Source organism: Cytophagales bacterium (assembly GCA_019456305.1).
Taxonomy (GTDB): domain Bacteria; phylum Bacteroidota; class Bacteroidia; order Cytophagales; family VRUD01; genus VRUD01.
Genome location: VRUD01000008.1, coordinates 25543 through 47105, shown reverse-complemented (window position 1 = coordinate 47105; position 21563 = coordinate 25543). Strand labels below are relative to the sequence as shown.

The window sequence follows — 21563 nt, the reverse complement described above, 5'->3', positions numbered from 1 at the left end:
GGGGTCAATTGTCAACTGTCAATTTTTTATATGCTTCCAGAAGCTTCAATGCTGCATTAATAGCAGGCATCTTACCGTCTATCACCTGATTTTCAAGAGAAATGAGTGTTTTTTTAATTTTTTTGTTAGAATAGAAACTGTTTTGCAGATGTTGTAGAACGGTTTCATGCATCCACGCAAGGTTCTGTTGCTGCCGGTTTTTATCGAAATAGCCATTTGCTTTCATTGTTTCATGATGTTTGATAATTAACTCCCATATTTCTTTGATACCCTTGTTGTTTATGGCGGAGCAGGTAGTCACGGGGGGTACCCAACCTGATGTTGTGAGCGGGTATAGATGTAATGCATTTTGATATTCTTTTTTTGCTAATTCAGCTTTCTTAACATTATTACCATCGGCTTTGGTTATCACCATTGCATCAGCCATCTCCATAATACCTTTTTTGATTCCCTGCAATTCATCTCCGGCTCCAGCTAGCATGAGCAGTAAAAAAAAATCTACCATGCCATGTACAGTTGTTTCCGATTGCCCCACGCCAACGGTTTCTATGAAGATCACTTCAAAACCGGCTGCTTCACACAACAGCATCGTTTCCCTGGAATGTGCGCTTACTCCACCCAACGAACCTTTTGTGGGTGAAGGCCTTATATACGCCAGCGGATCATTTGAAAGCTCCTCCATCCTGGTCTTGTCTCCAAGAATGCTGCCTTTAGAATGCTTGCTGCTGGGATCAAGCGCTAATACGGCTAATTTCTTATTAAGTGAAGTTATATATTTACCTAATGCTTCAATAAACGTACTTTTACCTACTCCGGGCACTCCGGTAATTCCTACGCGGATAGATCTGCCGGTATATGGCATAATTTCCCCCATAATTTTTTGGGCTGATTCGTTATCAGCAGGCAGGGAACTTTCAACTAATGTAATAGCTTTGCTAAGGATAATCCTGTTACCTGAAATAATTTCTTTTGCAAATTGCTTAATTGAAAGTTTATCTTTAATTTTGGATTTCATTTTTAAATCAGTTAAACCTGATGATCATATTCCGATACCAATATACGAATGAATACTAAAGAATGGTTAAAAACAGTTAATTAGTATATTAGCATCGGATTTGTCTTCAATTTATATTCACTACATAACTTAAGATGAAAAGTATATTCAATCTTGATAATTTATTTGCTACCGTATTCATCATTGCATGTTTATATTTGGTTTCGTTTATTAAATTGCCTGAGTTTTTAGAACCTATAGAAGCTACTTTTGAAAATTTAGATATTACAGATATAGCATTTTCAAAATTCAGGGAATTACCGGGTGATACAAATATAGTGATCGTAAATATGGGACTAATACCAAGGCAGGGAATTGCTGAACAGATTAAAATTATCAATCAATATAAGCCAAAAGTAATTGCAATCGATGCTTTTTTTAGAAATGAAAAAGAATTTGAGGTAGATGCTCCTTTGCAGGATGCGTTTTCTGAGGCTGAAAACCTGGTATTAGTAAGTAAAGTTTGGAATTATAATGACGAGACTGGTTATTGGGATACCCTGGAAACATCTCATAGTAAGTTTAGCCAGTATGCAACAACTGGATTTGCAAATTTAGTGCCCCATAGATTGGAAACATCCAGAGTGTTTAGACCAATACAAAATTTGAAGGATAGGAGTGAGTTGCATTTTGCTGTAAAAATAGCACAAAAATATAACCCCAAGGCAGTTGACAAACTTCTTTCAAGAGAAAATGCCCTTGAAGTAATCAACTACAGAGGCAATAAGGAATTTTACAAATTAGACGTGTTACAAATATTTGATACGAATCAAGACCTGTCTTTTGTAAAGGATAAAATAGTATTAATGGGCTTCATGGGAAAGAATTTTAGTGATACATCATGGCATGATAAGTTGTTTACGCCACTAAATCCTGAATTTGTTGGCAGGTCATATCCTGATATGTATGGAGTAGTTATTCATGCAAACATTGTTTCAATGATACTAAATGGTGATTTTATAGAAAAAAAAGATACATTGAGTATGATATTATCAATAATTTTATGTTTTTTTAACGTTGCATTTTTCTCATATATATATAAAATTCACAGGAAATGGTATGATGGAATAACTTTTTTGATAGGAATAATTGAAACAGTTGTAATCTTTTTTTGTTCTTTATTTCTATTTTATTACCTTGCAATTAAAGTTAACGTAACGTTTTTAATCGTTGTGTTTTTGCTTATGAGTAATTTGCTTGAAGTTTATTATAGTGTGTTTAAAAACATAGCAATCAGTGTAAAAAGAAAGTTTTTATAAAAAATACCTGTAAAATTTGTTATATTGAAATGTAATATTTGTATCTTTGTAGTCACACCCAGGTGAGGCTGAGTTTAATTATCTATATTCATTAAGAAACATTATTCTAAAAAAAACGTAATAAGGTTCTAAAAAAAAGTATTTTTTGTATTATTTACAGAAAAAAAATAATTAAATTTATTTGCATTTTATTTTTTAATGTTCTAATTTTACGATTTAATCAATAAAATTTTTAACCATTATGAAAACGATCAAAATTTTACTTCCGGTTATAGTATCTTTTGTTTTCGTTGCGGTATATGCGCAAGATCAAAAAGATATTTTCAGAGTGTTAGCATCAAGGGGTGATGTTACGATATTCTGTAATAATAAGTGGTCGCCTGTCTATACCTCTAATAAGGTGCATGAGGGAGATAAGCTCAAACTTGGTGAAAACAGCTATGTAGGCCTTATCCATACCAAGGGCAGTACTATTGAGCTAAAAAAGCCAGGGGCATATAATGTTAATCAATTAGCAGAAAAACTAACCACGACTAACAGCGGGCTTGCCCATAAATATGCCAGCTATGTAGTAGGTGAGTTGGCTAAATCGGATGATAAAGATTTGAATAAAGGCCATTACAAATACATGGCTGTAACCGGGGCAGTGGAAAGATCAACAGGAGCTGCCGCAATTAAATTACTTGCTCCAAATGAAACCGAGGTATTAAATTCTACAATTACTTTAAGGTGGATTGGAACGGAAAATGCAAAAGCTTACGTTGTGAAAATCACCAACAGGTTTGAAGAAACGGTATTTTCACAGGTAACATCAGGTACTGTATTAAAGATAGATTTAAACAATTTGGGCACCGAAGAACATCTTCATATTTTAACTGTTTCTGTTAAAGAGAATCCTAAAATTAAGTCCGGTCAATACGCGTTGAACCATATAAATAATGAAAAAGCTTCTTCGCTTGAAAATACTTTACGCACATTAAAAAGAGAGCTAAAACAGGAAACAGCAATTAATAAAATAATTATGGCTTCTTTCTATGAGCAAAATAAGTTGTTTCTTGATGCAATAAGCGCTTATGAAGAAGCTATTAAGCTGGAACCTGAAGTTTATGAATATAAACTGGCTTACAGTATGTTTTTAAACAGGATAGGCTTGGGGGAATATTATAAGTTCGAATAAAATATTAATTGTAAATATGGTACTTTTAAAATTTAAAACACTTATTAATCATGAAAACAAGAAAAATTTTATTACCGGTTTTATTGGCATTGTCCATAACAATAGTTTATGGAAAAAGCCAAAATTACAAATCTTTCACAGGATCAGGTGAACTATTTAAAGTACTGGCTACCCAGGGTAATATTTCGATCCAGGAAAAAGGAAGTTGGAAAGCCATATCTATTGGGGAACTGTTGTATGAAACTGCAACTTTAAAAGTTTCAGAAAACGGTTATGTCGGTCTTATCCATAAAAGTGGTAAGACAATTGAGGTAAAAAAACCTGGAACGTACAATGTAAAGAAACTGGCAAGCGGTTTAACTTCATCTAATGGTGGATTAACACACAAATATGCTGATTATGTATTTGGAGAATTTGCTAAATCAGATGATAAGAATCTGAGCAAAGATCATCAAAATTATATGGCGGTAACGGGTGCAGTAGAAAGAAAAGTAGGGTCCTATACCATCAGCGTGCTTTCACCTAATAAAAGTGATGTGATCAATAATTCTTCTGTAACGTTCAGATGGCTTAGTAGTAAGGGGGTTAACACTTATGTAGTTAATATTATGAACAGATATGAAGAACCTGTTTTGACTAAGGAAACAACGGCCACCATGCTAATTGTAGATATGAACAAATTGAACCTGAAAGATGAAGGCGTTTATTTCTGGAGTGTTTATGCCAAAGAAAACCCTAAGGTTAGATCACATGATTTTGCTATAAGTCACCTTGCCAAAGATAAAATATTGTTGGTTGAAGATGCATTTAATGCATTAAAGGGTGAGTTGGTAGAAGAAACAGCCATCAATAATATTATCATGGCTTCTTTCTATGAACAAAATTCCTTATTTCTCGATGCGATAAATTCTTACGAGGAAGCTATAAAAATTGCGCCCGATGTGAATGCCTATAAAATGGCTTATAAGAACTTTTTGGATAGATTAGGTTTGGGGTACTATTTTAGGTATGATATTAAAAAATGATTGATTGTTTTTGCATATTAGATAAAAATTAATGCTATGAGTAATTTCTTTGATACAGATTTTATTATTATTATAGGAGCATTAATTCTATTTGCAACAATAGAGAACATAAATCCCTGGGTAGTTTTTTTTGGTGCTATAATTGTCATTATAGGGGGTATTTATAAAATTATCAGTCTACATTATGATATTAAGATAAAAAAGGACCAATTAAAAAAACTAAAGGGAGGAGAAGAATGAAATTAGAAGTTTACAATTTTATATTTGTAAAGAATTTATTTTAGTCAGTATTTATTATCATCCGAATTTGGCTATCAGATCAGCAGTCCTGCAAGAATAACCCATCTCATTGTCATACCATCCGATCACCTTCACTAAATTGCCCTTACAAGAAGTTAATTTTGCGTCAAAAATGCAGGAATGCGTGTTACCGATAATATCTGCTGAAACGATAGGGTCTTCCGTATATTCAATGATACCTTTCAACGCTCCCTGGGATGCTTTTTTCATTGCTGCATTTATTTCTTCTGCTGTTGTTTCTTTTTTGAGGATACAAACCAGGTCGGTTAATGAACCGTCCGGAACAGGTACTCTCATAGCCAGGCCATCTAATTTACCTTTCAAATGCGGAAGCACCAAACCAACCGCTTTAGCAGCGCCCGTAGTAGTTGGCACGATAGAATATGCTGCTGCCCTGGCTCTGCGCAGGTCTTTGTGTGGAGCATCGTGAAGGTTTTGGTCAGCGGTATAGGCATGTACAGTTGTCATATAGCCCCTTTCAATGCCAAAGTTATCATCCAAAACTTTAGCCATGGGGGCGAGGCAATTGGTAGTGCATGACGCATTGGAGAGGATCGTTTCGTTTCCTGTAAGGGTATTGTCGTTAACACCTAAAACAATGGTAGGTATATTTCCTTTTGCCGGTGCAGAGATGACCACCTTTTTTGCACCCGCTTTAAGATGCCCACCTGCTCCTGCCTCATCAGTAAACCTGCCGGTAGATTCCAGTACCACATCAACCTGAAGTTTTCTCCAGGGAAGATTTTTAGGTTCCTTTTCTGAATAAACCCTGATTGACTGTCCGTTTACGATGATATTATTTTGGTCATAGTTAACTGTGCCGCCAAATTTACCATGCAGCGAATCATATTTTAAAAGATGAGCCAACGTAGCTGTGTCGGTCAGGTCATTGATAGCTACAATTTCTACAGTATCTTTTGTAAGCAAGGCTCTGAATGTGAGTCTGCCGATACGGCCAAAACCGTTGATTGTGATTTTCATGTTTTAGCATTTGAGTTAATCCAGGTTCTTACAGGTTTTGGTGCGAATGTACAATGAGGAAAATGTAAAAACAATTTTAAGGGGAAAATATTTTCAAAATTATGATTTTCTTACTAATTTTGCAGCATCATTTTGAAATTTTCATTTTTCAATTAACAATTTTCAATTAAAAGGCCCGTTCGTCTAGTGGTTAGGACATCAGGTTTTCATCCTGGAAACAGGGGTTCGATTCCCCTACGGGCTACATATATTATATAATAAGCAACTGATTCACAACGATTTATATTCTTTTTTTGTTTCAATTGAATTTTGGGATCAAGAATTTAATTTGAGGAAAGCTATTGACCGACTTAATTATTACTTAATACTTGAACAAATTTTCTCAATTAAATCTTTGATCAGACTTATGGGCATCTCTAAAAACTACACCATACATTCCCCTCTATCAAGAGGGGCAAGGGGTGTGTTTTAAAAAATATGTAGTTTTTAGAGATGCCCTTATTTTATATAAAATGCCCCCTTCCCAATCTGTCTTCCATCTGCATATAATTCAGTGATATGTTTGCCGGTCTTATAGCTGTTTTGATGATATAGAAAAGCTACATTTTTTTCCTTATTGTCATATAGGATGGTTTTTTTGGAGGTGAATAACAATTCTTTTCCTTCACATTCAAATCTGCTTGAACTGGGGGAGCCGGCAAGAACTACAGAACCTTCCGGTTCAATCACTCTAAGCATTATATCTTTTCCGCCTTTGCGGGATACTTTATTCGCAGGAAGGTGAAAAGATATTTTTATTTTGTCAACTGCACTTGATTTGAAGGGTTTGCCATCTTTTACAACAACCTCTTTGCCTTTTTTGTTAATGTATGAATATTTTATATTCTTAATTTTCAGTTCAGAAGCAATGGCAACTTTTACTTCTAATTTGTCTTTATCTTTCTGTATGACTCTAATGCTATCACCTTGTTCAATGATTGTCGTTTTTAGCCCAATATTTATTTTGAAAAGTTTCTCATTGTCTGTTCTAAGCTTTGCAAGCTCTTCATCTTTTTTAAGCAGTAGTTTTTTATAGGCATTAACTTTGCCTTCCATTCTCGTGTATCTTGCTGTAGCATTTTTTACTCTTATCTCAAGGTTAGCTTTATCTTGTTCAATTTGATTGATGATCATTCTTAATTCGGCTGTATCACCGCCTAATTGAGCTACCTCGTCATACCTCAGTACCAGTTCATGCTGAATAGAATCAAGCTGCGCATGCACTTGTTCCATTTTTATTTTATGGGAATACTTGAGTTTTTTGACTTCCGTTTGCTTCAGGAAGAACTCTATTGCAATAATTGCAACCAGTATAACAATAAACCCAATTAGCAACTGGATTTTAATGATCCGTCTTTTTTCTCGTTTATTATCTGTCATTTTCTTATTTTTGCAAAGTTATAAAAAATTTGCACAAAGGCACTGAAAAAATGGAAAATGCCTGCCCGCCCGCCTGTCTGGCCTGCCCGCCAATTGGCAGGCGGGCGGACAGGCTAAAGGCTTATGGCAGGCGGGAGCTCCAGTGCAGGCAGGGGAAATGGAAAATGGGAAAAAAACAAAGTAACTCCTTACTGACTGACGCAATCTCCATCTTCCACCTGCCCCGACAAAGTCGGGGTCAAACATCTTACATATAATGATCCTTTCAGACAAAAAAATTCTCCAGGAAATTAAAAAAGGTACAATTGTCATAGAACCCTTTGATATTGAATGTCTCGGTACCAATTCCTATGACGTACATTTAAGTAAATACCTTGCCATATACAGTAATAAAGAACTTGACGTGCGAAAACATAACAAGATAGAAATTTTTGAGATACCAGCTAAGGGTTTTGTTTTAAAACCTGATATGTTGTATTTAGGTGTGACTTGTGAGTACACTGAGACACATGCTCATGTACCTTTCCTTGAAGGAAAATCAAGTATTGGACGATTAGGCATAGATATACATGCCACTGCCGGGAAAGGTGATGTCGGTTTTTGCAACACCTGGACGCTGGAAATATCTGTTAAGCAGCCAGTACGGATCTATGCTCGTATGCCCATCGGACAGTTGATCTACTTTGAAGTCTCAGGAGATATCCGGAATTATTACAACAAAAAACTTAGCGCCAAATATGCACAACGTTCTGATAAACCGGTTGAATCTATGATGTGGAAGAATAAGTGGTAGACGGGTGTTGGGTATTTAATATTAACATAACGGTTTCGGGGCTTGCGTAGGCGGGGTTTTGAAACCACTTACTTATCCCCCGCTGCAAAGATAATTACTTGCACAAACTTTCAAATTGCTCGTTAACCCCGCTTACGCAAGCCCCGTGTTGTGTGTAGTGCATTTTCGTCACGCTGGTCATGTGTCAACGCTTATCTCACCTTTTGCAATGTCAATGCAGAATTTGTGTTCTCTTAAAAAGTTTAGCCCAATTACACCGTCATAGTCAGAAGTGATGCCGTGAGCTAAAAAATCATAAACTTGAACTTCAAAATTAGTCATGGTAATTCCTAAACATTCTAACCGATCAATGTCATAAGTTTCAACAACAATAATTCCATTTGATGTTTCAATTTCTTGTTCTCCTTTGCTATTTTCCATTTCGTAACCCGAAAAATATAAAACGTTACTGTCAATAGTTGTATGTGTTGCTGCTGTGTCAAGAGCAAGTCTAAATTTGTACTTTCCTTCAATAGATGCGTTTAGGATAATAACGTCTTCTTCTGTCTGAAGGTCGAAGGTGAAAATTTTCATATTCTTCTCAATATTCCGATATTCCGATGTAGTTTAAGGTCGCCTGTGAAAGCAATTGTAACAGTTGAGAAGTCTGCCGTTTTATCTCTGCCGATATAGCAAACTTCTTTTTTGTCTTTGCTATGATATAAAACTACTCCACCTAAAACTGATGTGTTTTTCATTTCAGGATTTCCCAAAAGTACCCATTCGTCAGGGTACAATTTTTTGAGTTCGTCAAAACTTATATATGTATTGTCCATTGTCGCTATGTTTAGACCGCAAATTTACAAAAAAAATGTATAAGTCTTATAAGTCTGTGAATTTCGTACGGTCGTTGGTTGCATTACACACAACGGCAGTCCGTCTAAAAACTGTGAATTACGACTATTTTACAAAACTAATTAATTGTATGTTGTTTGTTTTCAATGAGTTATTATTTCTCCTTAATGCCAAATTAACAATTTTTGATAGTTTTTAGACAGTCTGACGGTCTGTGCAAAAATCGCAGGGCTTAAAAACTACGTGCCTGTCCACCGAGAACGAAGCTGCAAAAGAGCAACGAACTCACGGAAACCACTGTCAGTCCTGTATTTTTTGCACTTTGTTGGCGCATCGTGCTTTTATTTTCTTTTTTCAATTTGTCTGTGCTTTAAGTAAAAAAGCAATGGACGAATAAAGTCCACCAGCTTGATAAATTTGTTGTCTTGTCCTGTTAATGTAACGGATTGCTCTATACATCCACAGGTATGCTAATGGGAAGAAAATGTAAAGCAGTATTCCTGTCACCGCAGTTCTCCAGCCCATTTGTTCTCCTGAGTAGTCCTTGAAGTCAATGTCTGGCAACTGTTTTACTCTTACTAATATTAGGTCGTTATCAGTGTAATGAGTTGTCAGAAAGTCCTTTATTTCTTTGTGAAATTTACAGTAGTCCCGCAGTTTCATAAAGTAATCACTCTTGTCCCAAGACCATAAAACCCAACTCGAAGTCCTTGCGATTTCGTCCCCTTTTGTTTTGAGGTACTCGCATTGTCTAGTTACATTGCCCAGTTTAATGTTCGTGTCTGTCGTCATTTTTTGCATGTGCGCCAACTTGTAAATACAAGCAATACTAAACATTAATTACTTGATAGCCAAATCTATTTTATGCGTTTTTTGTATCATATTATTATTTGCTATACAAAAAACGCAAGTTTAAATATTATCTAAAGGGCTTTTTATTTGGGGATTATGTTTTTTGGACGAATATAAGTCCATTTTTTGACATAATCCCCTTAGATTAAAATATAGCATTTGAAAATATCAACATTTTAGGTATTTTTTGCCTAATTGCACATACGCTTCCGCATTTTTTTTAAACTTTTTAATTTGCTCCAGACTTAATTTTTTTACTACTTTTGCAGGAGCGCCTAATACCAGTGAATAATCAGGTATTTTCATACGTTCAGTAACCAAAGTGTGTGCACCAATTACGCAAAACTTACCTATATAATAAATTGAATCTATTAATTAAAAATATAAAGGGTTTAGTCCAGGTAGAAGACAAGCCGGTAAGCTGGTTGGGTGGCGCTGATATGAAAAAACTTAATGTCATTGAGAATGCTTATTTGGTAATCAAAGATAATAAGATAGAAGATTTTGGTAAGATGGATGACTTAAAATCCGATCCCGAGTACTCGGGACGAAATCCGAAATCCAAAATTGTAATTGATGCGGCCGGTAAGTTTGTCTTTCCTTGTTTTGTAGATTCTCATACCCATCTTGTTTATGCAACAAGCAGAGAAGATGAATTTGTAGACAGGATCAATGGGTTGTCTTACGAAGAAATAGCCAGAAAGGGTGGGGGAATACTTAATTCTGCAAAAAGACTACAGAAAACTTCTGAAGATGAACTTTTTGAAAGTGCTTTAATAAGGGTGAATGAAATCATGAGCTTGGGTACAGGAGCTGTTGAGATCAAAAGCGGCTATGGTTTAACGCTGGAAGATGAAATAAAGATGTTGCGGGTGATCAAAAGACTTAAAGAGACGAGCCCCGTTACTATCAAAGCCACCTTTCTGGGCGCTCATGCAATTCCAATATCTTATTCTGATAGAAAAGACTATATTGACTTGATCGTTGAAAAAATGATCCCAAAAGTGGCTGAAGAAAAACTGGCAGATTATTGCGATGTTTTTTGCGATCGGGGTTTTTTCACCCCTGAGGAAACTGACCGTATTTTAGAACAAGGGCTCAAATATGGTCTAAAGCCGAAAATACATGCCAATGAATTGGATTATTCAGGTGGTATTCAGTGCGGTGTAGCTCATAATGCCTTGAGCGTTGACCACCTTGAATATACAGGTGATGAGGAAATAGAACTATTGCTAAACTCTGAAACGATGCCCACCTTATTGCCCGGGACAGCCTTTTTCCTGGGATTAAACTATCCTCCTGCACGTAAAATGATCGATGCAGGACTGCCTGTTGCATTAGCTTCGGATTATAATCCCGGCAGTTCACCTTCGGGGAATATGCCTTTTATTTTATCGCTGGCTTGTATCAAGTTAAAAATGACACCGGAGGAAGCCATAAATGCAGCAACCATCAATGGAGCGTATGCTTTGGGTCTTGAAAAATCGCATGGAAGTATAGCAAAAGGCAAGGCAGCCAATGTATTTATTACAAGGGAAATGCCTTCTTATGCTTTTTTGCCTTATGCTTTTGGGAGTAGTTTGATTGAGACGGTGATAGTTGATGGAGAAATAAGAACATAATAGAGTAATTTAATTAAAATTAAAAACTTTTAATCTACTTTAATCGTAAATCGTAATTTTGCCACAAAAAGTTTTTTTAGAATAATTTAGTGGAATTTAGAGATTTTGAGTTTTAGTGGCAAAAAAAATCCTAAATATAAATGCAACTTATAGAATGCGTCCCAAATTTCTCTGAAGGAAGAGACCTCAATGTGATCAAACAGATCACAGATCAGATCGAATCTGTTGATGGAGTGCGCTTGCTTGATGTTGATCCGGGGCTGGCAACAAACCGCACGGTAGTTACTATTGTTGGAGAACCTGATCCTGTTATTGAAGCTGCTTTACTTGCCATAAAAAAAGCAAGTGAGCTGATAGATATGTCAAAGCACAAGGGCGAGCATCCGCGTTTCGGGGCTACCGATGTATGTCCAATGGTTCCTATTTCCAATATTTCTATGGAAGAGACTGTGAAATATGCCCGCAAGTTGGGAGAAAGGGTAGGGAAGGAGTTGGGCATACCAATCTATCTTTATGAATCAGCAGCGCTGAAACCGGAGCGTAAGAATCTTGCTACTGTGCGTGCCGGTGAATATGAAGGACTTGCTAAAAAGCTTCGGGATCCTAAATGGAAACCTGACTTTGGGCCTGCAAAATTTAATGCCCGGTCAGGCGCTACGGCTATTAGCGCCCGTGATTTTTTGGTTGCCTATAATATAAACCTTAATACTACCTCGGTTCGCAGGGCAAACGCCATCGTATTTGATGTGCGTGAACAAGGCCGTATAGTGCGGACAGGTAATCCTGTTACGGGAGAAATTAAAAAAGACAAAGACGGAAATCCTGTAAGAATACCCGGCTCATTAAAGTGTGTAAAAGGCATTGGCTGGTACATTGAAGAGTACGGAATAGCACAGATCTCCATGAATCTTACCAATATCAGTATTACACCTATCCACGTTGCATTTGATGAGGTTTGCAAAAAAGCAAATGAGAGAGGCATACGTGTTACAGGTTCAGAATTGGTTGGCCTTGTACCGCTAAAAGCAATGCTTGATGCCGGTAAGTATTTTTTGAAAAAACAAAAACGGTCAATTGGCGTTTCAGAAGAAGAGCTCATTAAAATCGCAGTAAAATCTTTGGGCCTGGATGATCTGAAACCTTTTGATCCTCGCAAAAAGATCATTGAATATATGATAGAAAATGAAAACAGCAGCCCTTTAGTAAAGATGAATTTAAGGGCATTTGCCGATGAGACAGCTTCCGAATCTCCGGCTCCCGGTGGAGGCTCTATCGCAGCGTATGCCGGTGTATTGGGTATTTCCCTTGCTACCATGGTTGCCAACCTTTCTTCACACAAAAGGGGCTGGGATGAAAGGTGGGAAGAATTTTCTGACTGGGCAGCCAAAGGGCAAAAGATTAAGGATGAATTATTGAAAATGGTAGATGAAGATACCCATGCCTTTAACAAAATAATGGATGCTTTTGTATTGCCAAAGTCTTCGGATAAAGAAAAAAAAGCGCGTGACATTGCTATTCAGAATGCAACCAAAGATGCCATAGAGGTACCTTTTAAAGTGATGCAATTGGCACTTAATTCTATGGAAGTAATTAAGGCGATGGCAGAGACAGGCAACCCTAATTCAGTTTCAGATGCCGGGGTAGGGGCCCTTTGTGCACGAAGTGCAGTCATGGGAGCTTATTTGAATGTAAAGATCAATGCTGCGGGTTTGGCTGACAAAGCTTTTGCGGAAGATAAATTGAAAAAGGGGGGCGAAATTGTAGAGAAAACCAAGAAGCTGGAAGATGAGATTTTGGAGGTGGTGGAGGAGAAGATAAAATCAAGTGGTTGAAGGGTTAAATTGCTGAATTGTTATATGAAACAATTTACCTTAACAACAGAATAGAAAATTAATTAATGAAAATATTTTTTAACTTCTCCGGATCCTGCCTGTTATCCCAAATAGTTATTATATTCAAATTCTTATTATCGTGAGTGTAAAACAGCGTATTATATTTCCCTAAAAAACATTCACGAGTTCCTTTTAACCTTTCTGATTTTCTACAAAGTCTTGGATTTTCTACAAGTATGCTTAATTTTTTCTCTAATCTTACTGCAAAATTCCTGATCTCTTTTTCAGTCCATTCTTCTGTTAAATAATTAATAATGTTCCGTAGGTTCCATTCTGCTTCCAACGACCATATTACTTCTAAAGCCATTTCTCGTAAATCTTCCTTACTTCTTTATGTGATATTACTTTACCTTGTTCAATTTGAGACAATCCTCGCTCTATTGAAGCTATTTGTACGTCTGTTAAGTTATTACAAAAGTCATCCTCTTTCTCCAGCTCAAAAATTTTTTTTATTTTAGATAAAATGGAGAAATTTTCTGTATTTAATAATAATCCAATTAACTCTATTTTTTCAGCTTTTATATCCATAATTTATTCTGTAATATTAAGAAAATTCAAATATAATAATTATAAATAAATATTACATTAACATAATTTATATATTTTAAAAGTGGTAGGGACGACCAAATTGGGCGTCTCTACCACATACGCTCTACCACATACGCAAGAGGTATGTTAAGGGTGGTTCTTCCCACAACTACTCCACCACTACCTTTTGCACAAAAGTTCCACCATCGGTGATAACCTGTATGTAATACACGCCTTCCTTGCTGCCCGGCAAATCTATTTGTTTGCTGATGATGCCGGAGGTTTTGCCGAAGTCAGTATGTGCAATAAGCTGCCCCAGTATGTCAGTTACCTTTAATTGCACACGCTCTGTTTTTGACAAGCCGATATCTATGGTGAACTCATTAGAAGTGGGGTTAGGATAAATACTGATGCTTATTGAATTGCCTGATTGGTCTGAAATTCCTGTAAAAATTGCATTGAAAGTATTTGATGTTGCTTTGCATCCGTTGATATCTGTGACTGCTACTGTGTAATTCCCACTTTGGGTGATGATGTATGTTTGATTCGTGTCGCCACTGATCAATACACTATCCAGGTACCACTGATAATCGGCTGCGGCAGGTAAGCATGTGAGCGTGTTGCCACTTTGCGCGATATTTGGAGTGTTTGTAACAATGCAGACGCTATAAACCCAGGCTGCTCCTGCATCGCTATTATCAAAATCTCCTCCCACGATAGCCGTATTCCCATCGGATGAAATGGAAACAGATTGACCTTGACGTGCAGTGCCCACAGCCCCTGTGCCAACCAATTTACTTCCCTGCTGCGTCCACACTCCGCCGGAGCGGGTAAATACCCATGCTGCTCCTGCACTGACATTATCACTAACTCCACCCACGATAGCCGTATTCCCATCGGATGAAATGGAAACAGAGCGACCTTGATATGCAGCGCCCACAGCCCCCGTGCCGACCAATTTACTTCCCTGCTGTGTCCATACTCCGCCGGTGCGGGTATAAACCCATGCTGCTCCTGCATTGGAATTATCTAAATATCCACCCACGATTGCCGTATTCCCATCAGATGAAATGGAAACAGAGACGCCTTGCCATGCTGCACCCACAGCCCCTGTGCCGGTCAATTTACTTCCTTGCTGTGTCCACACTCCGCCGGAGCGGGTATAAACCCATGCTGCTCCTATAGCGGAATTATCCCCATATCCTCCCACGATAGCCGTATTCCCATCGGATGAAATGGAAACAGAGGTGCCTTGTTGTGCAGCGCCCACAGCCCCCGTGCCGACTAATTTACTTCCCTGCTGTGTCCACACACCGCCGGAGCGGGTATAAACCCATGCGGCTCCTGCATTGGAATTATCAAGCCATCCTCCCACGATAGCCGTATTCCCATCGGATGAAATGGAAACAGAGCGACCTTGTTGAACGGTAGCGCCCACAGCCCCTGTGCCGACCAATTTACTTCCCTGCTGGATACTTGGGTAAGGTGTTGGTGTAACGGTAAAATTAGTAACACTTATTGCTGTGCCTCCTGCTGTGGTAACAGATACAGTGCCGGTAACAGAGCCGGGCATTACCAGGCCAACTAACGTGTCTGCGGTAGAAGATACTACAATTGCAGTATCGCCACCAATGGTCAAAGCGGTGGGGCTGCTTAGATTAGTACCGGTAATTGTTACCAATGTGCCAACTGCACCGGTTGAAGGGGTGAAGGAGGAGATGGTGGGGGATTGGGCATAGCTTGTTGCACAAGCTGCAAGGATGCAAGTAGTTAGAATTAGTTTTTTCATGGCAAAAAGATTTATTGAATTACAACCACTATATCATATTTACTTAAGGAAGCGGTCATATACTGCGTCTGGTTCGTTATCCCATATAGTGGAAAATTTCTCTTCGGATAAACTGGAAATTTCCTTCAAAGACACTGCGGTTAAATCCGCCAATGTTGTTTTTGGTTTTTTTTTAATGGTTTTGGTTTCAACCTCAATATGCAAGGATTTTAAAAATCGTACAAGAGGATTAAAAATGCTTTTGTCGTTTGTTCTGATGATTGCTTCCATGATGTTTGAGTTTTATTGGTGTGTCAAAGATAAGTGTTTTTATTTGAATTGTCATTTAAAATAAAATGTCGTATTAAGTTGGCAGTTGGCAAGTACACGCTTTGCCAACTGCTCCCGAGTACTCGGGACCAACTTTTTTATTTTAAGCACAAACACTTTGAATGTACTGAATTTTGGGTATGAAGCCAAGAGCCCTAAACCTTAAGTTTTAAGCTCCCTAACCAACTTATTCGCAAAAAGAAACTCCCTTAACTCTTTCACATCCACCTTCATTATATCCTTATTGTGTCCTTCCCAGAGCTTTTCGCCTTCGTACATGAACATTACGTATTCTCCTATCTCCAGCACAGAGTTCATGTCGTGGGTTACTACGATGGTTGTGATATTAAATTCTTCGGTGATCTCCTTGATCAGGTTATCAATTTTTAAGGCAGTCTGGGGGTCGAGGCCCGAGTTTGGTTCATCACAGAACAGGTATTTTGAGTTCATTGCAATAGCCCGGGCAATTCCCACTCTTTTTTTCATACCGCCACTGAGCTCTGCAGGCATAAGCTTATTTACATTTTCCAGGCCCACCCTGGTAAGGCAGAAGTTTACTCTTTCAAGCTTTTCTTCTTTGGCTGTATTGGTAAGTGTATCGAGCGGGAACATCACATTCTGTTCAACATTTTTTGAATCGAACAGAGCAGAACCCTGGAAAAGCATACCGATATCTCTTCTTATTTCTTTTATTAATTCGCGTGAACCGCCTGTAAAATCTCTTCCATCATACAAAATACTACCTTCATCAGGTTTTTCAAGTCCTACTACACATTTAAGTAGAACAGTTTTACCCGTACCGCTGGCGCCAATGATCAGGTTTATCTTCCCCTGCTCAAACTTCCCGCTGATATCTTTTAGTACCTGTACGCCATTAAAAGATTTGGATACATTATTAATTTCAAGCATCTTCTTTTTTAATCTATTTATGAAATTATGTTCTAAAGTAGCAGTTGCGCTAACAAATAATCTGCCAGCAACACAGCAATACAACTAGTCGTCACGGCATTGGTGCTTGATTTACCTACTTCTAAAGCCCCGCCTCTTGTAAAATAACCCTGAAATGAAGAGATAGACGATATTAAAAATGCAAAAACCAATGATTTGATGATTGCAAAGGTAATATTAAAGGGCACGAACTCGTAGCGTATGCCGTAGATATACTCATTTTCGGTTAATACTCCTGTAAGAACGCCAGCTAAATATCCACCAAGCATTCCCAGGAACATGGCTACAATTACCAGGAGAGGAAATACGATCAAGGCAGCGATGATCTTGGGTAGCACCAGGTAAGAGGCAGAATTAATGCCCATTATTTCCAGTGCATCAATTTGTTCGGTTATACGCATTGTCCCGAGAGTACCTGCAATATTGGAGCCTACCTTGCCGGATAAAACTATTGCTGTTATAGTGGGGGCTAACTCCAGCAGCGTCATGTCCCTGACGATAGTTCCAATTATATACAAAGGAATAAGCGGACTTACTAAATTGTATGCGGTTTGAACAGCAGTTACAGCCCCGATAAAGGTAGCAACGATCATAGTAATTACCAGGGAGTCTATGCCAATTAGAATACATTCTTCCATTGTTAGCTTGATATAGACCCTAAACGGCTCCCTGTTGGTGAATAAGCTGCTGATGAATATGAAGTATTTGCCGAGACGTTTCATGTTGTAAGTTGCAAAAATACAAATCAAAACCATTTATTTTGATATACAAATAATATATTACCGAAAATTTTAAGAATACTAAAATGGAAAACTCAAATAAATTGATAGTGATTACAGGTGGCACTAAAGGCATAGGCAGGGCAATTGTTGAAAAATTTGCTCAAAATAGCTTTGATATTGTTACCTGCTCAAGGAAAGAAAAGGATTTGGAAAAACTTAGGCGGGAATTTTTTACAAAAAATCCTGATGTTAACTTTTGGCCTGCTTGTGCAGATTTGTCTAAAAAAGAAGATGTAAACAGTTTTCTTCAATTTATTAGAAAATTAAAAAGGCAGGTAAATATCCTGGTAAATAATGTAGGTATTTATGAACCAGGCCAGGTGCATAATGAAGTTGAAGGTATTTTGGAAAAAATGATCTCCACCAATTTGTACAGCGCCTATCATTTAACAAGAGGATTGATAGGGGATATGATAAAAAGAAAATCCGGTCATATTTTCAATATTTGCTCAACGGCAAGCATCACCCCTTATGTTGATGGCGGTGCATACTGTATTTCAAAATATGCTTTATATGGAATGACGAAAGTGCTGAGGGAAGAAATGAAGGAATATAATATCAGGATCACTGCAGTGTTGCCTGGCGCTACGCTTACTTCAAGCTGGGATGAGGAAAGTGTTTCGTCTGACAGATTGATGAAAGCTGAAGATGTGGCAGAGGCGGTTTTTAATGCTTATTCATTGTCAAAAAATACGGTAGTGGAAGAAATATTGATGAGGCCGCAGAGGGGGGATATTGTTGATTGACGAATGACGATTTTAGATTTACGATATTATAATTCTACATCAGAATAATGACTGTACGCAGTAATATTAAGTTTTTTTGCCATTTTTTTTGCTTTATCATCAATCATTGGCGAAATGACTATCAGCTTAGTGTTTTTTGTTTTATGTTTTTTTATATAAAACGATGCCTTCTTATTAAAAATATACATGTCAGCTCTACTCATTGAGGATTTTATCTCAATTAAATAGGTGGTTTTGTTAAAAATAGCAATATCCAATTCAATTTGTTCAGGATGGCCAAATACACCACCTTCTTCATCGTAATCCTGAATATTTGTTACTTCGAAATTGAAATGAGGTTCAAGTATCCCCTTTATTGCGTTACGGAAAGTAGCCTCTGTATTTAATCCCCAACGGGCGCCTAAAGCGCCTATTGAAGATACATGTCTTTTATCCATTGTTTCAAGCCGTAGTAATGTTTTATCTATACTAACTCCAAGCTTTCTTATTTCTGCATGATTTTTTTCCCATTTTTTATCTTGTTTTTCCCATTTCTTGTTTTGTCCATCCCATTTCTTGTTTTGTTTTTCCCATTTCTTATCTTGTCCATCCCATTTCTTGTTTTGTTTTTCCCATTTCTTATCTTGTTCATCCCATTTCTTGTTTTGTTTTTCCCATTTCTTGCTTTGTTCAATTCTATCTTGTTGTATTTCTTTCAGAATTCTATCAAACTTGCTTTCTGTTTCTTTTTTATCAGGAAAATGGGTTTTGCCAATATCCAACACCCAATCTCTCATTTTGAGATCCTTTTTTATTATAGCAGGAAGCTCACGTTTAATGATCTGTTTTATTTCACTAATTTGCATCTTATAATAGTTGTTTATTTTTTACAAATGTACACAAAAATAATTTTAATTAATACAAATATTTTTGTTACCTTTGCAATTCTAATATAATTCATTTTTAAATATAATATGCTAGATACTATAACAGAAGCCCCAGTAAAAAATAATCAAACTCCAAAATCCGAGATCCATCCCGAGTACCCTGGACAATCCGTAATCCGTTATTCCAGAAGAAAAACAAGGGAGGTATTTATAGGAGATGTTCCATTAGGAGCAGAGAATCCCATTCGCGCACAATCCATGACGATCACAGACACGATGGATACGATTGGCACCGTGGAGCAAGCGATCAGGATGGTTGAGGCAGGATGCGAATATGTGCGTATAACAGCCCCCAGCCTGAATGAAGCAAAGAACCTGGAAAATATTAAAAAAGAGCTGCATAAAAGAGGATATAAAGTTCCCTTGATCGCTGATATTCATTTCACGCCAAACGTTGCAGAACTGGCGGCAGGAATAGTTGAAAAAGTGAGGGTTAACCCTGGAAATTATGCAGATAAAAAGAAGTTTGAGAATATAGAATATAGTGATGATTCATACCAGGCTGAACTGGAAAGGATCAGGGAACGGTTTTCACCATTAGTTAAAATTTGCAAGAAACATGGAACTGCGATGAGAATTGGAACAAACCACGGTTCGCTTTCTGACAGGATCATGAGCCGGTATGGAGATACTCCATTGGGAATGGTTGAATCAGCTTTAGAATTTGTAAGAATTTGCGAGGATCTCGATTATCATGATATAGTGCTTTCAATGAAAGCGAGCAATCCCATCGTAATGGTGCAGGCATACAGGCTTTTGGTAAAAAAGCTCGATGAGGAAAGGTTTAAACCATATCCTTTACACCTTGGCGTTACTGAAGCTGGAGAAGGGGAAGATGGTAGAATAAAATCGGCAGTAGGGATTGGTACATTGTTAGAGGATGGTTTGGGAGACACGATAAGGGTATCTCTGACCGAAGAGCCTGAGGAGGAAATCCCAGTTGCCAAAATGCTGTCAAATCGCATAGCTCATAGCGTCCGCCTGCCAAAACAAAGTGGCCTGCCCGCCAGACAGGAGGGCGGACAGGCAAAGAACATGGCGCAATTCACTCCAAATACTCGGGGCAAACCACCCCAGGTACTCGGGGAAATCCCTGCCTATGCTGATCATCCCGCCAAAGGCGGAACGTCAGGCAGGTACAATCTGCTCAATCCCTTTGAATATTCCAGGAGAGACGCTAATAAAGTGTTGAACATTGGAGGCGGTAATGTCCCTGTAGTTGTTGCTGATTTTAGCATGGTTGAAAATATTGAATATTCTGATTTGGAAAACGCAGGCTATACTTATTCTTTTGAGGCGGATAAGTGGCTTGCGGGTGATATTGGGTGTGATTATATATATTCAGGGAATAAGAAAATCCCCATTATGCTGCCCGCTGGGTTAAAAGAAATTTTGAATTATAGTACATGGCTTTCTGTTGATGATAAAACAAATATTTATCCATTATTCATAGTTGATCAGTATTTGAAAACAAACCTGATAAGCAGGCATCCTAAATTAAATTTTATAAGAATTAAAATTGATGACCTGGATGCTGATCTGCTTTTAAATATAAAATTTGATAGAACTGCTGTAATAGTACTGGATACTGATGAAGTACATGCAATGCTTGAGCAAAGAGAAGCGTTTTTTCAACTCATGAACAATGATATTAAAGCGCCTGTAATAATCTTGAGAAAATATGCTGATGAGAATGATGAGCAATTACTTCTTTATGCAGCAACTGATATTGGCGGATTATTGATTGATGGATTGGGAGATGGGGTGTGGGTTGTAGCGGACGAGTATGCCCCTCCACTACTAGAAATAGAAAAAAATAACAAAATTTCATTTGGCATCCTGCAAGCTGCCAGAACCAGGATATCAAAGCCGGAATATATTTCATGCCCGTCTTGCGGCAGAACATTGTTTGATCTTCAGGAAGTAACTGCTATGATCCGCTTACGAACCAATCACTTAAAAGGCGTAAAGATCGGAATTATGGGATGTATTGTAAACGGGCCGGGTGAAATGGCAGATGCTGATTATGGCTATGTAGGTTCAGGAAAAGACAAAATTACTTTATACCGGGGTAAAGAGGTGGTGAAACGGAGCATTCCTACTGAAAATGCTGTAGATGAGTTGATTACCTTGATCAAAGAAGATGGGAATTGGGTGGAACCCTTTTAAGAAGTTGACAGTTGATAATTGACAGTAGGTAAAAATTAGCTGCTGCCAACTAAATTGTCAATAGTCTACGGTCAACTGTCAATTTTTTAAAAGTATGAATTTTATTGAAGAGAATGATTGAAATAATAGGTGTAATTATAATTGGAATACTTTTTTCA

At 37.6% G+C, this 21563-nt stretch carries 23 protein-coding genes and 1 tRNA gene; 11 read left to right on the top strand and 13 right to left on the bottom strand.

Translation table 11 applies throughout. The annotated features are described in order from the left end of the window. Positions 1–4 precede the first annotated feature (4 nt). Entirely contained in the window at positions 5–1015 is a 1011-nt protein-coding gene (gene meaB, locus FVQ77_02940; protein ID MBW8049298.1) for a methylmalonyl Co-A mutase-associated GTPase MeaB, read from the bottom strand. A 134-nt stretch (positions 1016–1149) separates the two neighbouring features. Here meaB and FVQ77_02935 point away from each other — a divergent pair, with 134 nt between their 5' ends. From FVQ77_02935 to FVQ77_02920, 4 genes are all read left to right on the top strand, one after another. After that, on the top strand, positions 1150–2313 hold the full coding sequence (locus FVQ77_02935) for a CHASE2 domain-containing protein (GenBank protein MBW8049297.1): 1164 nt from the start codon (positions 1150–1152) through the stop codon (positions 2311–2313). Between the two features lie 241 nt (positions 2314–2554). Beyond that, a complete protein-coding gene (locus FVQ77_02930) occupies positions 2555–3490 on the top strand; it encodes a hypothetical protein (GenBank protein MBW8049296.1) in 936 nt (311 codons plus the stop codon). A 50-nt stretch (positions 3491–3540) separates the two neighbouring features. Beyond that, positions 3541–4515 carry a hypothetical protein gene (locus FVQ77_02925; GenBank protein ID MBW8049295.1) on the top strand — a complete coding sequence of 325 codons (975 nt, stop codon included), beginning with the start codon at positions 3541–3543 and terminating at the stop codon, positions 4513–4515. A 36-nt stretch (positions 4516–4551) separates the two neighbouring features. Continuing rightward, positions 4552–4755 (top strand): hypothetical protein, encoded by a 204-nt coding sequence (locus FVQ77_02920; protein ID MBW8049294.1) that lies wholly within the window; start codon positions 4552–4554, stop codon positions 4753–4755. A gap of 57 nt (positions 4756–4812) precedes the next feature. Here FVQ77_02920 and gap read toward each other — a convergent pair whose 3' ends face one another. After that, the gene (gene gap / locus FVQ77_02915) at positions 4813–5796 is read right to left on the bottom strand and encodes a type I glyceraldehyde-3-phosphate dehydrogenase (protein ID MBW8049293.1); all 984 of its coding nucleotides are present in this window, start codon (positions 5794–5796) and stop codon (positions 4813–4815) included. A gap of 172 nt (positions 5797–5968) precedes the next feature. Here gap and FVQ77_02910 point away from each other — a divergent pair. After that, positions 5969–6040, top strand: a tRNA-Glu gene (locus tag FVQ77_02910). Positions 6041–6294: 254 nt separating this feature from the next. On the opposite strand, the gene FVQ77_02905 is transcribed toward FVQ77_02910, so the two are convergent. Then, positions 6295–7215, bottom strand: coding sequence for a hypothetical protein (locus tag FVQ77_02905; GenBank protein ID MBW8049292.1), 921 nt, complete (start codon positions 7213–7215; stop codon positions 6295–6297). A 29-nt stretch (positions 7216–7244) separates the two neighbouring features. Between FVQ77_02905 and FVQ77_02900 the strand changes: the two genes are divergently transcribed. Continuing rightward, positions 7245–7472: a hypothetical protein gene (locus tag FVQ77_02900; protein MBW8049291.1), complete on the top strand. Its 228-nt coding sequence runs from the start codon at positions 7245–7247 to the stop codon at positions 7470–7472. Beyond that, complete coding sequence (locus tag FVQ77_02895; protein MBW8049290.1) at positions 7472–8008, top strand: dCTP deaminase; 537 nt, start codon at positions 7472–7474, stop codon at positions 8006–8008. The genes FVQ77_02900 and FVQ77_02895 overlap by 1 nt, the downstream gene beginning before the upstream one ends. A 177-nt stretch (positions 8009–8185) precedes the next feature. Here the strand turns inward: FVQ77_02895 and FVQ77_02890 are convergent, their stop codons facing one another. The 3 genes from FVQ77_02890 to FVQ77_02880 form a co-directional block, all read right to left on the bottom strand. Next, complete coding sequence (locus tag FVQ77_02890; GenBank protein ID MBW8049289.1) at positions 8186–8581, bottom strand: hypothetical protein; 396 nt, start codon at positions 8579–8581, stop codon at positions 8186–8188. Next, positions 8578–8823, bottom strand: a complete 246-nt coding sequence (locus FVQ77_02885; GenBank protein MBW8049288.1) for a hypothetical protein — start codon at positions 8821–8823, stop codon at positions 8578–8580. The genes FVQ77_02890 and FVQ77_02885 overlap by 4 nt, the downstream gene beginning before the upstream one ends. Positions 8824–9196: 373 nt before the next feature. Continuing rightward, positions 9197–9505 (bottom strand): hypothetical protein, encoded by a 309-nt coding sequence (locus FVQ77_02880; GenBank protein ID MBW8049287.1) that lies wholly within the window; start codon positions 9503–9505, stop codon positions 9197–9199. Between the two features lie 551 nt (positions 9506–10056). Here FVQ77_02880 and FVQ77_02875 point away from each other — a divergent pair. Both FVQ77_02875 and ftcD read left to right on the top strand, forming a co-directional pair. Then, positions 10057–11316, top strand: coding sequence for an imidazolonepropionase (locus FVQ77_02875; GenBank protein MBW8049286.1), 1260 nt, complete (start codon positions 10057–10059; stop codon positions 11314–11316). 140 nt (positions 11317–11456) lie between these two features. Further along, positions 11457–13148 carry a glutamate formimidoyltransferase gene (ftcD, locus tag FVQ77_02870; protein MBW8049285.1) on the top strand — a complete coding sequence of 564 codons (1692 nt, stop codon included), beginning with the start codon at positions 11457–11459 and terminating at the stop codon, positions 13146–13148. Between the two features lie 58 nt (positions 13149–13206). Here the strand turns inward: ftcD and FVQ77_02865 are convergent, their stop codons facing one another. The 6 genes from FVQ77_02865 to FVQ77_02840 all read right to left on the bottom strand — a co-directional run bounded on the left by FVQ77_02865 (position 13207) and on the right by FVQ77_02840 (position 17504). Continuing rightward, positions 13207–13515: a type II toxin-antitoxin system RelE/ParE family toxin gene (locus FVQ77_02865; protein MBW8049284.1), complete on the bottom strand. Its 309-nt coding sequence runs from the start codon at positions 13513–13515 to the stop codon at positions 13207–13209. After that, positions 13506–13736 (bottom strand): hypothetical protein, encoded by a 231-nt coding sequence (locus tag FVQ77_02860; GenBank protein ID MBW8049283.1) that lies wholly within the window; start codon positions 13734–13736, stop codon positions 13506–13508. Before FVQ77_02860 ends, FVQ77_02865 begins: the two co-directional genes overlap by 10 nt. Positions 13737–13905: 169 nt before the next feature. Continuing rightward, on the bottom strand, positions 13906–15525 hold the full coding sequence (locus FVQ77_02855; protein ID MBW8049282.1) for a T9SS type A sorting domain-containing protein: 1620 nt from the start codon (positions 15523–15525) through the stop codon (positions 13906–13908). Positions 15526–15564: 39 nt separating this feature from the next. Further along, the gene (locus tag FVQ77_02850) at positions 15565–15795 is read right to left on the bottom strand and encodes a toxin-antitoxin system, antitoxin component, Xre family protein (protein ID MBW8049281.1); all 231 of its coding nucleotides are present in this window, start codon (positions 15793–15795) and stop codon (positions 15565–15567) included. Between the two features lie 201 nt (positions 15796–15996). Then, the gene (locus tag FVQ77_02845) at positions 15997–16743 is read right to left on the bottom strand and encodes an ATP-binding cassette domain-containing protein (protein MBW8049280.1); all 747 of its coding nucleotides are present in this window, start codon (positions 16741–16743) and stop codon (positions 15997–15999) included. A 32-nt stretch (positions 16744–16775) separates the two neighbouring features. After that, entirely contained in the window at positions 16776–17504 is a 729-nt protein-coding gene (locus FVQ77_02840) for an ABC transporter permease (protein MBW8049279.1), read from the bottom strand. An 83-nt stretch (positions 17505–17587) separates the two neighbouring features. Between FVQ77_02840 and FVQ77_02835 the strand changes: the two genes are divergently transcribed. Next, positions 17588–18310 carry an SDR family oxidoreductase gene (locus FVQ77_02835; protein MBW8049278.1) on the top strand — a complete coding sequence of 241 codons (723 nt, stop codon included), beginning with the start codon at positions 17588–17590 and terminating at the stop codon, positions 18308–18310. 26 nt (positions 18311–18336) lie between these two features. Here the strand turns inward: FVQ77_02835 and FVQ77_02830 are convergent, their stop codons facing one another. Then, positions 18337–19071 carry a DUF3782 domain-containing protein gene (locus tag FVQ77_02830; protein MBW8049277.1) on the bottom strand — a complete coding sequence of 245 codons (735 nt, stop codon included), beginning with the start codon at positions 19069–19071 and terminating at the stop codon, positions 18337–18339. Positions 19072–19263: 192 nt separating this feature from the next. Between FVQ77_02830 and ispG the strand changes: the two genes are divergently transcribed. Next, on the top strand, positions 19264–21405 hold the full coding sequence (gene ispG / locus FVQ77_02825) for a (E)-4-hydroxy-3-methylbut-2-enyl-diphosphate synthase (GenBank protein MBW8049276.1): 2142 nt from the start codon (positions 19264–19266) through the stop codon (positions 21403–21405). Positions 21406–21563: the final 158 nt, after the last annotated feature.